This is a genomic window from Stenotrophomonas sp. 05L413 (assembly GCF_056397945.1).
Window position 1 is genome coordinate 1,082,388 of the sequence record NZ_JBFTOL010000001.1, and the last position, 13,425, is coordinate 1,095,812.

Sequence of the window (13,425 nt, forward strand, 5' to 3'; positions counted from 1 at the left end):
CGCACCGGGCCTTCAAAATAAAACATGGCCGTGACGCCCCGGCAGGAACGGCACGACCATGCACCACACAATCAGGTCATCGGGCTCAGTGCGCCGGGGCCGGCAGCGTGTCCGGCAGGTCGGCCACGACCAGCGGCGGCAGCTCGGCCTCACGGCCATCGAGCACCATCGCCAGGCGGTCGCGATCCAGCGCGTTTTCCCAGCGCGAGACCACCACGGTGGCCACCGCATTGCCGATGAAGTTGGTCAGCGAGCGGCATTCGCTCATGAAGCGGTCCACGCCCAGGATCAGCGCCATGCCGGCCACCGGCACTTCCGGCACCACCGCCAGGGTGGCGGCCAGGGTGATGAAGCCGGCACCGGTGACGCCGGCGGCGCCCTTGGAGCTGAGCATCGCCACCAGCAGCAGGGCGATCTGGTGGCCCAGGGTCAGTTCGGTGTTGGTCGCCTGGGCGATGAACAGCGCCGCCAGGGTCATGTAGATGTTGGTGCCGTCCAGGTTGAACGAGTAGCCGGTCGGGACCACCAGGCCCACCACGGACTTGCTGCAGCCGGCCTTTTCCATCTTCTCCATCAGCGAGGGCAGCGCCGATTCCGAGGAGGAGGTACCCAGCACCAGCAGCAGCTCGGCCTTGAGGTAGCGGGCCAGCTTGAACACCGAGAATCCGCACAGGCGGCACACCACGCCCAGGATCACCGCCACGAACAGGAAGGCGGTCAGGTAGAACGAGCCGACCAGCCAGGCCAGGTTGACCAGCGAGCCGACCCCGTACTTGCCGATGGTGAAGGCGATCGCGCCGAACGCACCGATCGGGGCGGCCTTCATCAGGATGTGGACCAGGCGGAACACCGGGGCGGTCAGCGCCTCCAGGAAGGTCAGCACCGGGCGGCCCTTGGCGCCGGTCAGGGCCAGCGCGATGCCGAACAGCACCGCCACGAACAGCACCTGCAGGATGTTGCCTTCGACGAAGGCGCTGACCAGGGTGGCCGGGATGATGTCCAGCGCGAAGCCGACCAGGGTCAGCTCATGCGACTTCTGCACATAGCCGTTGACCGCGGTCTGGTCCAGATCGGCCGGGTTGATGTTCATCCCCGAGCCCGGCTGCACCACGTGCGCCACCACCATGCCCACGATCAGGGCCAGCGTGGAGAAGAACAGGAAGTAGGCCATCGATTTGGCGAAGACCCGGCCCACGGTGCGCAGGTGGGTCATGCCGGCGATACCGGTGACGATGGTCAGGAAGATCACCGGGGCGATGATCATCTTCACCAGCTTGATGAAGGCGTCGCCCAGCGGCTTGAGCGATTCGGCGAAGGCCGGCTCGTAATGGCCGAGGATGGCACCGAGAACGATCGCCACCACCACCTGGAAATACAGTTGGCGGTAGAACGGCAGCGGCTTGGCCGCCAGCGGGGCGGTGGTGGGAACGTGCATGGAAAGCTCCGGCAGTGTCACGAAGGATGCCGGCCGCGCTGGGCGGCATCTGGCGTGGCCTTTTTACGCCCGCATCTCGCCAACGCAGATAACCTATTGGTACTAGCCCCCCGGTTCAGCTGACCGGACTGCCTACACTGCCCAGGCACCGCGCCCCCACGGCGGCGGGTGGCCCGGCAGCGGATCAGGGGGAGAGACCCACAGATTTGCCGTTCGCGGCCGTTGTTGTTCTGCCCCACCCTTATCTAGCAGCTACCGCCCATGCGCCCTACGCCCCTGTTCATCGCCCTGGCCCTGACCACCGCCCCGCTCGCCGCCACCGCGGCCGACTGGGACAACTGGCCGACCAAGACCACCTTCAGTGACGGTACCGAGCTGGCAGCCACTGCCAACATTGCCTACGACCTCAACGACTTCTCCGGCGGCAGTGGCATCGACGATGCCGACGCCGTGCGCCGCAAGGAATTCGGCGCGACCCTGAAGAAGAAGGGCGTGTACGACGCCATGGTCTATTACGACTTCCAGGCCGACACCTGGCTCGATGTGTTCGTGCGCTTGGAAAGCAAGGCCTTCTTCGGCAGCGACATCGGCCGCTTCCGCTTCGGCTACATGAAGACCCCGGTCGGCCTGGATGCCGGCACCTCCTCGCGCGCCGGCAGCTTCCTGGAGACCGCCCTGCCCGTGCAGGCGTTCTACGAAGGCCGCCGCACCGGTGCCGAATGGGTGCTGGAGCGCCCGCAGTACCTGCTGCAGGCCGGCGCCTATGGCGGCAAGGACCTGCAGGGCGACAACCCCGGCACTACCCAGGCCGTGCGTGCGGTGTGGACCCCGGTCAAGGCCGCGGGCGACGTCGTGCACCTGGGCCTGGCTTATTCGCAGGAAAACCCACGCGGTTACCGCGATGGCCGCGATGTCTCGCACCCGGCCAGTGCCCGCCTGCGCGCGCGCCCCGAAGCCGGCTTGACCGATATCCGTCTGGTCGACTCCGGCGCACTGATCACCGCCGACAAGATCGTGCGTACCGGCCTGGAAGGCATCTGGATCCGCGGCCCGTTCTCGCTGCAGGGCGAAGCGCTGCAGACCACGGTCAGCCGTGACGGCAAGCCGGATTACACCGGCAACGGCCAGTACGCGATGGCCAGCTGGATCCTGACCGGCGAATCGCGCCCGTACAACGCCGGTGCCGTGGCCAACGTCAAGCCGGCCCACGACTACGGCGCGGTGGAGCTGGTAACGCGCTACAGCCGTATCGATCTGGACGATGCCGACGTGTTCGGCGGCCGCCAGCACGATTGGACCATCGGCGCCAACTGGTACCTGACCTCGCACTTCAAGTTCCAGGCGAACTACGTCAAGGTCGACGCCAGCCGTCGCGGCGTGCGCAGCCAGCCGGAGATCTTCGAGCTGCGTGCCCAGATGCACTTCTGAGCCCGCCCGGCGGACGCGTTGATGCGCGTCCGCCCTGCCCTGCCTAGACTGACGGCATGTACCGCGTCTCCCGCTATCGTCCCTGGCTGCTGCTCATCGTCCTGATGCTCGGCGGCACGGCGCTGTGCGCGCTGCTGGCCGGGCGCTATGCCCAGCAGCGGGCACTGGACGATGAAAGCCTGCAGGTCCGCCGCCAGCTCGGGCTGTATGCCCAGACCCTGCAGCAGCGCATTGATCGTTTCGGCACCCTGCCGCAGGTGCTGGCGCTCGACCCGGACCTGCACCAGGCGGTCTCGCACCCCTTGAGCGCCGCCGAACGACAGCGGCTCAATCTCAAGCTGGCCCAGGCCAACAATGTCACCCGCGCCTCCACCTTGACCCTGATCGACCGGCACGGCATTGCCGTGGCCGCCAGCAACTGGGACCAGCCGACCAGCAACGTCGGCGAGGACTACAGCTACCGCCCCTACTACCAGCAGGCGATGGCGCGCGGCAGCGGGCACTTCTACGGCATCGGCATGACCACGGCCGTGCCGGGCTACTTCCTCTCCCAGGCGATCTACGACGCCGGCGGCAGCGTGCTGGGCGTGGTCGCGATCAAGATCGAACTGCGCGCGCTCGAACAGGAGTGGCTGCAGAGCCCGGACATCGTGCTGGCCACCGATGCCCACGATGTGGTGTTCCTGGCCAACGGCGATGCCTGGCGCTACCGGCTGCTGCGCCCGCTCGGCCCGCAGGAACGCAACGAGATGCTCGCCACCCGCCAGTACGCGGACCGCTCACTGCAACCCCTGCAGGCACGCACCGTGGAAGTACTGGCCGATGGCGGGCGCATGGTCCGCGTGGAGCAGCCTGCGCTGCCACGGCCGGTGCTGTGGCAGACCCTGGCGCTGAACGAGCCGCAGTGGAAGCTGCACCTGCTGCATGACGCCAGCGCCAGTGCCGCGGTCGGCCGGAGTGCTGCGCTGGCCGCCGGCGGCATCTGGCTGGCCCTGTGTTTCCTGGGCCTGTTCGTGCAGCAGCGCCGGCGCCTGGCCGCGCACCGGCAGCGCAGCCGACGCGAGCTGGAGAGTGTGCTCAAGCAGCACGCGCAGGAACTGCGCACCGCCCAGGGTGGCGTGCTGCAGGCAGCGCAACAGGCCGACAGCGGTCTCAGCCGCAGCCTGGCGCACCTGCCGCAGGGCGTGGTGGTGATCGACAACGAGCAGAAGCTGGTCGCCTGGAATGCACGGTATCTGGAGCTGTTCCGCTTCCCGACCGGGTTGATCCGGGTCGGCCGGCCGATCGAGGAGATATTCCGCTACAACGCACGCCGCGGCCTGCTCGGCCCGGGGCCGATCGATGAAGCCATCGAGCGTCGCCTGAACCATCTGCGCAGCGGCCGCCCGCACATGCGCGAGAGCGAAAAGGACGACGGCACGGTGCTGGAGATCCGCGGCAACCCGCTCCCCGATGGCGGCTTCGTCACCAGCTATGCCGACATCACTGCCTACAAGAACACCGCACGCGAGCTGCGCTCGCTGGCTGATGCGCTGGAGCATCGCGTGGCCGAGCGCACCCGCGATCTGGATGAAGCGCGCCGGGAAGCCGAGCGCGCCAACCGCTACAAATCGCGCTTCGTGGCCTCGGCCGTGCACGACCTGCTGCAACCGTTGAACGCGGCGCGGATGTTCGTCTCAGTGCTGCGCGGCAAGCTGCAGGGTGACGCCCGCGAGCTCAGCGAGCACGTGGATGCCGCACTGGCCGCGCAGGACGCCATCCTCAACAGCCTGCTGGACATCTCGCGGCTGGAATCGGGCGCGCTGCAGACCCATGTGCGCCCCTTCGCACTGTCACCGCTGCTGGAAACGCTGGCCCGCGAGTTCGGGCTGGCCGCCGACAGCCGCGGCCTGCAGCTGCACTGGGTGGATACGCGTGCCGTGGTGGTGAGCGATGAAGCGCTGCTGCGCCGCATCCTGCAGAACTTCCTCTCCAACGCGCTGCGCTACACCCCGCGCGGCCGCGTGTTGCTCGGCTGCCGCCGTGATGGCGATCAGCTGCGCATCGAAGTGCACGACCAGGGACCCGGTATACCGGAGAGCCTGCAGAGCGAGATCTTCGAAGAATTCCGCCGGTTGGATGACGGTGTAGACCAGGAACGCGGGGCCGGGCTGGGTCTGGCGATCGTGGAGCGGATCGGCCGTCTGCTCGGCCATCCGATCCGGCTGCGTTCCACCCTGGGGCGCGGCAGTGTGTTCTCGATAAGCCTGCCGTTGGGGGCGGCAGCGGACGTGGTGGCCGCACCGGCGCCCGCGGTCGCCCCGGTGGTCGATAGCGGCGATGACAGTCCGTTGCGCCACTGCCGGGTCTGGAGCATCGACGATGATCCGCGCGTCTGCGCCGCCACCCGCGCGCTGTTGGAGCGCTGGGGCTGTGAGGTGGAACTGGCCGATGGGCCGCAGGCCGCGCTCGAGATCGCCTCGGCGTTCAATGTGCCCAAGCTCCTGCTGCTGGATGTGCGCATGGGCCAGTGGCACGGACCAGACCTGTACGAACAACTGTGCGACCTGTGGCACGCGCGCCCGCCGGTGATCTTGGTCACCGCAGAGCGCGACGATGCGCTGCGCGCGCAGGCCGCGGAAAACGGCTGGGGGTTCCTGTCCAAGCCGGTGCGCCCGCCCGCGCTGCGGGCCCTGATGACACAGCTGCTGCTACGGCATCGCAGCTGAGCACGCGCCGCTAGACCCCTGCGCCCGCATCCCCTTCCGGCTCCAGGGCCTTCACCAGCACCGCCGCCTGTGTGCGGCTGTGGCATTCCAGCTTCTTCAGAATCGCGGTGACGTGCACCTTGACCGTGTTCTCGGCCAGGCCCAGCTCGTAGGCGATCTGCTTGTTGAGCAGGCCATCGGCCAGGCACAACAGCACGCGGAACTGCTGCGGGGTGAGCTGCGCCAGGCGGGTGGCCAGCAGCGCATCGGATTCGGAGCGTTCGGCCGCCATCGCCGGGAACCACACCCCGCCATCGAGCACCGCCGCCACCGCCTGGCCCAGGGTCTCGGCCGGGGCAGACTTGGGAATGAAACCGGCCGCACCAAACTGCTGCGCACGCCGGATCACCCGCGGGTGATCGTTGGAGGACACGATGACCACCGGCACGTCGGGATGCGCACCGCGTACATGCAGCAGCGAGGAGAACCCGCGTGCACCGGGCATGGTCAGATCCAGCAGGACCAGCTCGATCTCCGCATGCTGGTCCAGCGCTGTCTCCAGCGTGGCGGCGCTGGCCACTTCGATCACAGTGACCTGTGGCAGCGCCTGGCGAAGCGAATGCACGACCGCGGCACGCAGCAGGGGATGGTCGTCGGCGACCAGAACGGTGATGTCACTCATGCGCCGATTGTAATGAGGTTAAACGGCCAGCGGAGGCATCCCCAGCATCCCCGAGGTGCCAACCCAACCCTGCCTACACACGTTGAGCGTCTGGAGAAAAGCCCCCTTCGTGTTGAAGGGGGCGCGCCAACGGCGCGGGGTTGAGGTGGAATGCGAGGGCAGCAGGGACGGCGAGGCCGTTGTCGGCCTCACCGTCCCTGCTGCATGCTGCCGCGCCACGCGTCCAGGAACTGGCGCCGCTTGAGCCCGTCCAGGTACACCAGCAAGCCCGGGCCGAGCTGGATCGGGCGGTAGCTGCGCTCTGGCGACGCCCCCCGGCGCTGGCCCGCCGCCGGCAGGATCGGCATCAGCCGCGCCTCGCGCGAGAGCACCTGCTGCCCGCGGGGCGACAGCAGGTAGTCCAGGAACCGGCGGGCTTCCCCGGGGTGCTGGCCGCCACGCGGAATCACCGCAGTACGCAGCATCACCAGGGTGTAGTCCTCCGGCTCGATGATGCCCAACGGTGCACCGGCATCGATGCGGGCCTGCGCATACGATCCCAGCACGTTGTAGACCAGCGAAAGTTGTCCGCTGCTGACCCGGTCCAGCAGCACGCCGGTGCGCTCCTCCAGCTGCACCCGGTTGTCGCCGAGTGCGCCCAGCAGCGCGCCGGCCATGCTGCCGCGCTGACCATCCTGGGTAGCGAGCAGATACCCGACGCTGCTGCGCTGCACGTCGTAGGTGCCCACCCGGCCCAGCAGCGGTGCATCCGGCGCACGCAACAGCTCCAACAGTTGGCGGCGTGTATGTGGCACGCGCGCCGCCGGCAGCATGCGCGTGTTGTAGACCATCGCGACCGGCTCGTAGCTGATCCCGAACGCCTCGTGCCGCCACTGCGCCCACGCGGGCAGCGCATCAGTCTGTGCCGAGCGATGCGACAGCGCATGCCCGTCGTTGACCAGCTTGGTCTGCAGGTCCATGCCGCTGCTGATCAGCATGTCCGGTGCGGTCGGGCTGCTGCGGTCACGCAGGTAGCGCGCGTACATCTCCTGCGCGATCACGTCCTCATAGATGATCTCGGTGCCCGGGTGCAGCCGCTGGTAATCGGCAATGACAGTCGCAAACACCTCGATATCGGTGGAACCGTGGATGCGCAGCTGCGCGGTCGGCGTGCCCTGCGCGGGAAAGCGCTGCACGTCGCCGGGATCGGCGGATGCAGTGACAGCGACCACCATCAGCAGCAGACCGGTCAGAACGTTCATGCGTGCCTCCTCGGCAGCCGGATGGTGGCGATCAGGCCGCCGCCCACCCGGTTGGACAGATCGATGCAGCCGCCATGGCTGTCCACCACCCGCTTGACGATCGCCAAGCCCAGCCCCGCCCCTCCGGCCGCCGCGCCTTCGCCCCGCGCGAAGCGCTCGAACACGCGCTCGGCATCGGCGGGGGCAATACCGGGGCCATGGTCGGCAATGGTCAACACGCAGTGGCGCTCCTCGGTGGTCAGGGCCAACTGCAACGCGCCGTCACCACCGTATTTGAGCGCATTGTCGATCAGGTTCTTGATCGCTTCGCGCAGCAGCAGTGCATCGCCGTTGACCCACGCCGGATCGCGGGTCACCGCCAGCTGCACGCGGGGGGCCGGCAATGCCTGTGGCACCGCCTCGTGCAGGGCCTGGTGCGCGATCTCGGCCAGGTCAACCAGTGCGAAACGCTGCAGGTTGGCGCGATGGATCACGCTGGCATCGCTGAGCAACTGATTGAGCAACCGGCTCATGTGCGTGGCATTGCGCTCGATCGCCTCCAGGCTGCGGCGCATGTCCTCAGGGTCTTCGTCGTCCAGCGCCAACTGCGCCTGCGCACGCAGCGCGGCCAGCGGGGTGCGCATCTGATGGGCCGCCTCGGCCATGAACGCCCGCAGGGTTTCATTGCTGTTCGAGAGCCGGCCCATGAAGTGATTCAGCGCGCCGACCATCTGGTCCATCTCCTGCGGTGTGGTCGCATCCAGTGGGCGCAGGTCGGAGGGTTCGCGTCTGGACAACTCGCGTTCGACCCTCACCAGCGGGCGCAGCGCACGGTGCACCCCCAGCGCGACCAAGGCCAGCGACAACAGCGACAACACCACGATCGCCACCAGCGCGCGGGTCACCATATCTTGTGCCAGCGCCTCGCGCGCCCGCCGGGTCTGCCCCACCTGCACACGCACCTCCGCCTGCGCGGAGGGTGATGAGACCCGTCGTGAGACCACCACGAAGCGCACCGTTTCACCGCTGTAGGGGGCGTCGAACAACTGCGGGCGATCGGTCGGCGTGCGCGGCGGCGCGGGCAGGTCGTCGTAGCCGGTCACGGTCTGGTTGCGCGCATCGAAGACGCGGTAGAACACGCGGTCTTCCGGTGCCATCGCCAGCAGATCGAGCGCGGCATACGGCAGATCGACCTGCCACTGCGCGTCCACCAGCGCCACCGAATCAACGATCGACAACGCCGAGGACACCAGCAGGTGATCGTAGGAGCGGTTGGCGGCACGCTGGCCATAGTCACGCGCGCCAAAGAACAAGGCGACGGCGAACAGCGCCATCAACCCGCCCAGGTACAGCCACAGCGTGCGCCGGATCGAGGATGGCGCGCGCGCCTCAGTCACCATCGGGACTGCCCTCGGCCGCCGCATCGTGCGCCTCAAGCAGATAGCCACTGCCGCGCACGGTCACGATCCGCAGCGGTGCCTGGGCCAGCTTTCGGCGCAGGCGCCCGACATACAGCTCGATGGCGTTGGGTCCGGCCTCGTCATCGAAGCCGAACAGCCCGTTGCCGATCTCGTCCTTGCCGACCACCTGCCCGAGCCGGCCCATCAGGATCTCCAGCAGCCGGTATTCGCGGTTCGGCAGCTCGATCGGCTGACCGTCCAGGCTGACCCGGTGCGCGGCGTTGTCGAACTGGAAGCCACCGATCTGCACCACCTCGCTGGCCTGCCCACGGGTACGCCGCAACAGCACACGGCAGCGCGCTTCGAACTCGCGGAAATCGAACGGCTTGCCGAGGTAATCATCCGCGCCCACGTCCAGTGCCTGCACGCGGTCCTCGATGCCATCACGTGCGGTGAGCATCAATACCGGCGTGCTGTCACCGCGCTCGCGCATGCCGGCCAGCACGCGCAGCCCATCCAGTTTGGGCAGGCCGATATCCAGCACGACCAGATCGAACGACTGGTAGCGCAGCACGCTCGCCGCCGCCAGCCCATCGCTCTGCCAATCCACGGCATGGCCACTGCGGCGCATGCGGCGGACGATCGCGTCGGCCAGGTCCGGGTTGTCTTCCACCAGCAGGATGCGCATCGGTCGGGATCGGAAAAGGTGCGGGAATGCTAGCGCGTGCGAGCCCCGCCGTGCGCTTCGCTGCGGTGCAGCACTGGCTGACAGGTGGATGACAGCATCCCGGCACTAGGCTGCGCCATCGCGTCATCACCGAACATCCGGTACCTGGGAGGGTCCATGGAACTGAACGCACTGCGCTGGTGCCTGCCGGCCGCCTGCACGCTGTTGTGGGCCGCGCCCGCCTGGGCCGCCGACGACAGCGATGACGACCGGCCGGTCACCGCGACCCTGGGCGGCCGCCTGCACCTGGATTTCGCCGACTTCGACAACGACCGTCGCGGCACCCCGAACAAGGACGACACCGAGATCCGCCGCGCCTGGGTGGATGTCTCCGGCAGGTTCTTCGCCGTCGACTACAAGCTGGAAGCGGATTTCTCCGGTGATCGGGTCGAGGCCAAGGATGTGTTCGTCAGCCGCAGCTTCGGCGATGCCGGCAAGCTCACCGTGGGCCAGTTCAAGCAGTTCTTCTCGCTGGATGACCGCACCAGTTCCAACTACGGCAGCTTCCTGGAGCGCGGCAATGCCGGCACCACGCTGGCACCGCTGTACCGGCTGGGCGCGTCCTGGCAGGCTGCGCGCGGCGACATGACCTGGGCTGCCAGCGCGTACAGCCTGGAAAGCATCGACGCATGGCAGGTCAAGGGCCGCGCCGCCGGTGGCCGCGCCACCTGGGCACCCGGCGCCACGGCCGGTGATGTCCTGCACCTGGGCCTGTCGCTGGCGCATGAGCGCTACGACAACCCGGGCACGGACGGCGTGCCTGCCCTGCGCGTCCGCCCGCGCCCGGCCGGTCATCTGTCCGACAACAGCCGCCTGACCCTGGTCGATTTCTCGGCCGGCCGCGACACCGACGTCAACAAGTGGTCGCTGGAGTACGCGCAGGTGCGTGGCCCGCTGTCCTGGCAGGGCGAGTTCAGCGGCGCCACGTTCGACGACGGCAGCCAGCGCGGCAAGGTCCTGGCCGGCTACGGGATGCTCAGCTGGTTCGTCACCGGCGAATCGCGCGTGTACGACCGCAAGACCGGGCGCTTCGGGCGGGTCAAGGATTTCCAGCACACCGCCGGCGCGTTCGAACTGGCGCTGCGTTATGACCAGATGCGGGGCGACCAGCACCTGATCGGCCAGCCCGACCTGCGCGACGGACAGACCGAGGCGTGGACGCTGGGTGGCAACTGGTACATGCGCCCGAACCTGCGCTTCATGCTCAACCTGATCGAAAGCCGCAACCGCGACCGCCTGGCCGACGCCACCGTGGATCGCACCCGCGCGGTGACCGGCCGCCTGCAGTACGACTTCTGATGCCCACTTTCCGCACCGTTTCCTCTGGAGAATGCAGATGATGCTGAGCATCCTCGGCTTTGGCATGGTCATTACATTCATGTACTTGATCATGAGCAAGCGGCTCTCGCCGCTGGTCGCCCTCATCACCATTCCGATCCTGTTCGCGCTGATCGGCGGCTTCGCGGCCGGCATCGACGACATGATGCTGGAAGGCATCAAGAAGATCGCGCCGACCGGCGTGATGTTGATGTTCGCCATCCTGTACTTCGGGGTGATGATCGATGCGGGCCTGTTCGATCCGCTGGTGCGGATCATCCTGCGCTTCGTCAAGGGCGACCCGATGAAGATCGTGCTCGGCACCGCCATCCTGGCGATGCTGATCTCGCTCGACGGCGATGGCTCGACCACGTACATGATCACCGTGTCGGCGATGCTTCCGTTGTATCAGCGCCTGGGCATGAACGCGTTGAACATGACCTGCGTGACCATCCTCGCCGGCGGCGTGATGAACCTCACCCCGTGGGGCGGCCCGACCGCCCGCGCCGCCACCGCGCTGCACGTGGACCCGGCCGACGTGTTCGTGCCGCTGATCCCCTCGATGGTGATCGCCTGCGCCGGCGTGCTGGTGCTGGCCTGGTACCTGGGCATGAAGGAGCGCCGCCGCCTGGGCGTCGTTACCCTGCCCCAGGGCGGCAGCTGGATGGACAACAGCGTCTCCGATGATGGCAACACGCTGCCGACGGTGGAAGACGCCGAGGACACCAAGCGCCCGAAGCTGCTGTGGGTCAACCTGGGCCTGACCATCGCGCTGATGACTGCGCTGATCCTGGGTGTGCTGCCGATGCCGGTGCTGTTCATGGTCGGCTTCGCGATCGCCCTGGTGATCAACTACCCGAACCTGGCCGAGCAGCGCCGCCGCGTGGTCAACCATGCCGGCAACGTGCTGTCGGTGGTCTCGTTGATCTTTGCGGCGGGCATCTTCACCGGCATTCTCAACAACACCGGCATGGTCGAGGCGATGTCGCACAGCTTCCTGGCGATCATCCCCGACAGCTGGGGGCCGTACCTGGCGGTGATCACCGCGCTGGCCTCGATGCCGTTCACCTTCTTCATGTCCAACGACGCCTTCTACTTCGGCGTACTGCCGATCCTGTCCGAAGCGGCCGGCAACTACGGCATCACCCCGGTGGAGATGGCGCGCGCCTCGCTGGCCGGCCAGCCAGTGCATCTGCTCAGCCCGCTGGTGCCCTCGACCTACCTGCTGGTCGGCCTGGCCAAGGTGGAGTTCGCCGACCACCAGAAGTTCACCCTGAAGTGGGCGATCGCCATTTCGATGCTGCTGATGTTCGGTGGGCTGCTGTTCGGCCTGTATCCGCTTGCGTCCTGATCCGCCTACCAAGGAGCGTTCCGCCATGACTCTTCGCATCGCTTACGTCACCAGCGCCATGGGCAGTGTCGGCACTGCCATCTGCCAGAAACTGGCCCGCAACGGCCACACCGTGGTGGCCGGCTGCGCACCCAATTCCCCGCGCAAGGCCGCCTGGCTGCGCGAGCAGCGCGAACTCGGCTTTGACTTCATCGCATCGGAAGGCAACGCGGCGGACTGGTCGTCGACCGTGGCGGCGTTCGCGAAGGTGAAGGCCGAGGTCGGCGAGATCGATGTGCTGGTCAACAACGCCGGGGGCAGCCGCGATGTGCTGTTCCGGCAGATGAGTCCGGACGATTGGAACGCGGTGATGGGCTCGAACCTGCATGCGCTGTTCAACATCACCAAGCAGGTGATCGATGGCATGAGCACGCGCGGCTGGGGCCGGATCGTGAACATCGGCTCGGTGAGTGCGCACAAGGGCCAGATCGGCCAGGTGAACTTCGCGACGGCGAAGGCGGCGATGCATGGCTTCAGCCGGGCGTTGGCCAATGAGGTGGCGACGCGGGGTGTGACGGTGAATACGATTTCGCCGGGGTACATCGCGAGTCAGTCGATCAGTAGTTTTCCGCCGGATGTGTTGGATCGTCTGGCAGGTTCGGTGCCGATCCGGCGGCTGGGCAAGCCGGAGGAGGTGGCGAGTCTGTGTGCGTGGTTGGCATCCGATGATGCGGCGTATGTGACGGGTGCGGATTATGCGGTGAACGGTGGTCTGCACATGTTCTGACGGTTTTGCGCATCCCACGTGATGCGTGGCCTCCCCCACGAGGTGAGCCGCGATGCTGGTTGGCATCGCGGCTTTTTTTTTGCCTTCAGGCGTTCGGGGGGCTGGGCTACTTGCAATGGCAATGGGAACAGCAACTGCAACTGCAACGGTGGGGCAAAAGCCGGACTGCAGGCCCGTGTCGCGCTGGGCAGGCACGGGTGGGTTGGCGGGACCCGCTGCAAGTACGTCCATGTAAGCTCGTGTGTTGCCATCCATGGCAACACACGGTCCCGCCAACCCACCCGTGCCTACCCTTTGACAGTGAGCTGGTGCGCAACGAAAAAGCCGGCGCTTGGTGCCGCCGTTGCATTGGCTTGGCTTGCTTGGATTCGTTCGCTTCGTTGACTTGCTTGGCCTGCTTGGACCGCTTGCC

The 13,425-nt window shown here is 67.3% G+C and carries 10 protein-coding genes; 5 read left to right on the forward strand and 5 right to left on the reverse strand.

Annotation, left to right across the window (positions count from 1 at the left end; genetic code table 11):
• Nucleotides 1-85: 85 nt before the first annotated feature.
• Nucleotides 86-1,435: a dicarboxylate/amino acid:cation symporter gene (locus AC1DIQ_RS04750; protein WP_478049497.1), complete on the reverse strand. Its 1,350-nt coding sequence runs from the start codon at nucleotides 1,433-1,435 to the stop codon at nucleotides 86-88.
• A 261-nt stretch (nucleotides 1,436-1,696) separates the two neighbouring features.
• On the opposite strand from AC1DIQ_RS04750, the gene AC1DIQ_RS04755 reads away from it, so the two are divergent.
• Complete coding sequence (locus tag AC1DIQ_RS04755; RefSeq protein WP_152154237.1) at nucleotides 1,697-2,863, forward strand: OprO/OprP family phosphate-selective porin; 1,167 nt, start codon at nucleotides 1,697-1,699, stop codon at nucleotides 2,861-2,863.
• Nucleotides 2,864-2,919: 56 nt separating this feature from the next.
• Nucleotides 2,920-5,571: a hybrid sensor histidine kinase/response regulator gene (locus tag AC1DIQ_RS04760; RefSeq protein WP_461770252.1), complete on the forward strand. Its 2,652-nt coding sequence runs from the start codon at nucleotides 2,920-2,922 to the stop codon at nucleotides 5,569-5,571.
• Nucleotides 5,572-5,581: 10 nt separating this feature from the next.
• Here AC1DIQ_RS04760 and AC1DIQ_RS04765 read toward each other — a convergent pair whose 3' ends face one another.
• The 4 genes from AC1DIQ_RS04765 to AC1DIQ_RS04780 all read right to left on the reverse strand — a co-directional run bounded on the left by AC1DIQ_RS04765 (nucleotide 5,582) and on the right by AC1DIQ_RS04780 (nucleotide 9,540).
• A complete protein-coding gene (locus AC1DIQ_RS04765; protein ID WP_259259176.1) occupies nucleotides 5,582-6,232 on the reverse strand; it encodes a LuxR C-terminal-related transcriptional regulator in 651 nt (216 codons plus the stop codon).
• Between the two features lie 188 nt (nucleotides 6,233-6,420).
• A complete protein-coding gene (locus tag AC1DIQ_RS04770) occupies nucleotides 6,421-7,473 on the reverse strand; it encodes an ABC transporter substrate-binding protein (protein ID WP_152154233.1) in 1,053 nt (350 codons plus the stop codon).
• The gene (locus tag AC1DIQ_RS04775) at nucleotides 7,470-8,852 is read right to left on the reverse strand and encodes a sensor histidine kinase N-terminal domain-containing protein (RefSeq protein WP_461770254.1); all 1,383 of its coding nucleotides are present in this window, start codon (nucleotides 8,850-8,852) and stop codon (nucleotides 7,470-7,472) included. The genes AC1DIQ_RS04770 and AC1DIQ_RS04775 overlap by 4 nt, the downstream gene beginning before the upstream one ends.
• Complete coding sequence (locus AC1DIQ_RS04780) at nucleotides 8,842-9,540, reverse strand: response regulator transcription factor (RefSeq protein ID WP_282260424.1); 699 nt, start codon at nucleotides 9,538-9,540, stop codon at nucleotides 8,842-8,844. The genes AC1DIQ_RS04775 and AC1DIQ_RS04780 overlap by 11 nt, the downstream gene beginning before the upstream one ends.
• A 156-nt stretch (nucleotides 9,541-9,696) precedes the next feature.
• On the opposite strand from AC1DIQ_RS04780, the gene AC1DIQ_RS04785 reads away from it, so the two are divergent.
• The 3 genes from AC1DIQ_RS04785 to phbB are packed head-to-tail and all read left to right on the forward strand — an operon-like array spanning nucleotide 9,697 to nucleotide 13,013.
• Nucleotides 9,697-10,878, forward strand: a complete 1,182-nt coding sequence (locus AC1DIQ_RS04785) for an OprO/OprP family phosphate-selective porin (protein WP_478049498.1) — start codon at nucleotides 9,697-9,699, stop codon at nucleotides 10,876-10,878.
• Between the two features lie 40 nt (nucleotides 10,879-10,918).
• Entirely contained in the window at nucleotides 10,919-12,247 is a 1,329-nt protein-coding gene (locus AC1DIQ_RS04790; protein ID WP_070473693.1) for a CitMHS family transporter, read from the forward strand.
• A gap of 25 nt (nucleotides 12,248-12,272) precedes the next feature.
• Nucleotides 12,273-13,013, forward strand: coding sequence for an acetoacetyl-CoA reductase (phbB, locus tag AC1DIQ_RS04795; protein ID WP_088432597.1), 741 nt, complete (start codon nucleotides 12,273-12,275; stop codon nucleotides 13,011-13,013).
• Nucleotides 13,014-13,425: the final 412 nt, after the last annotated feature.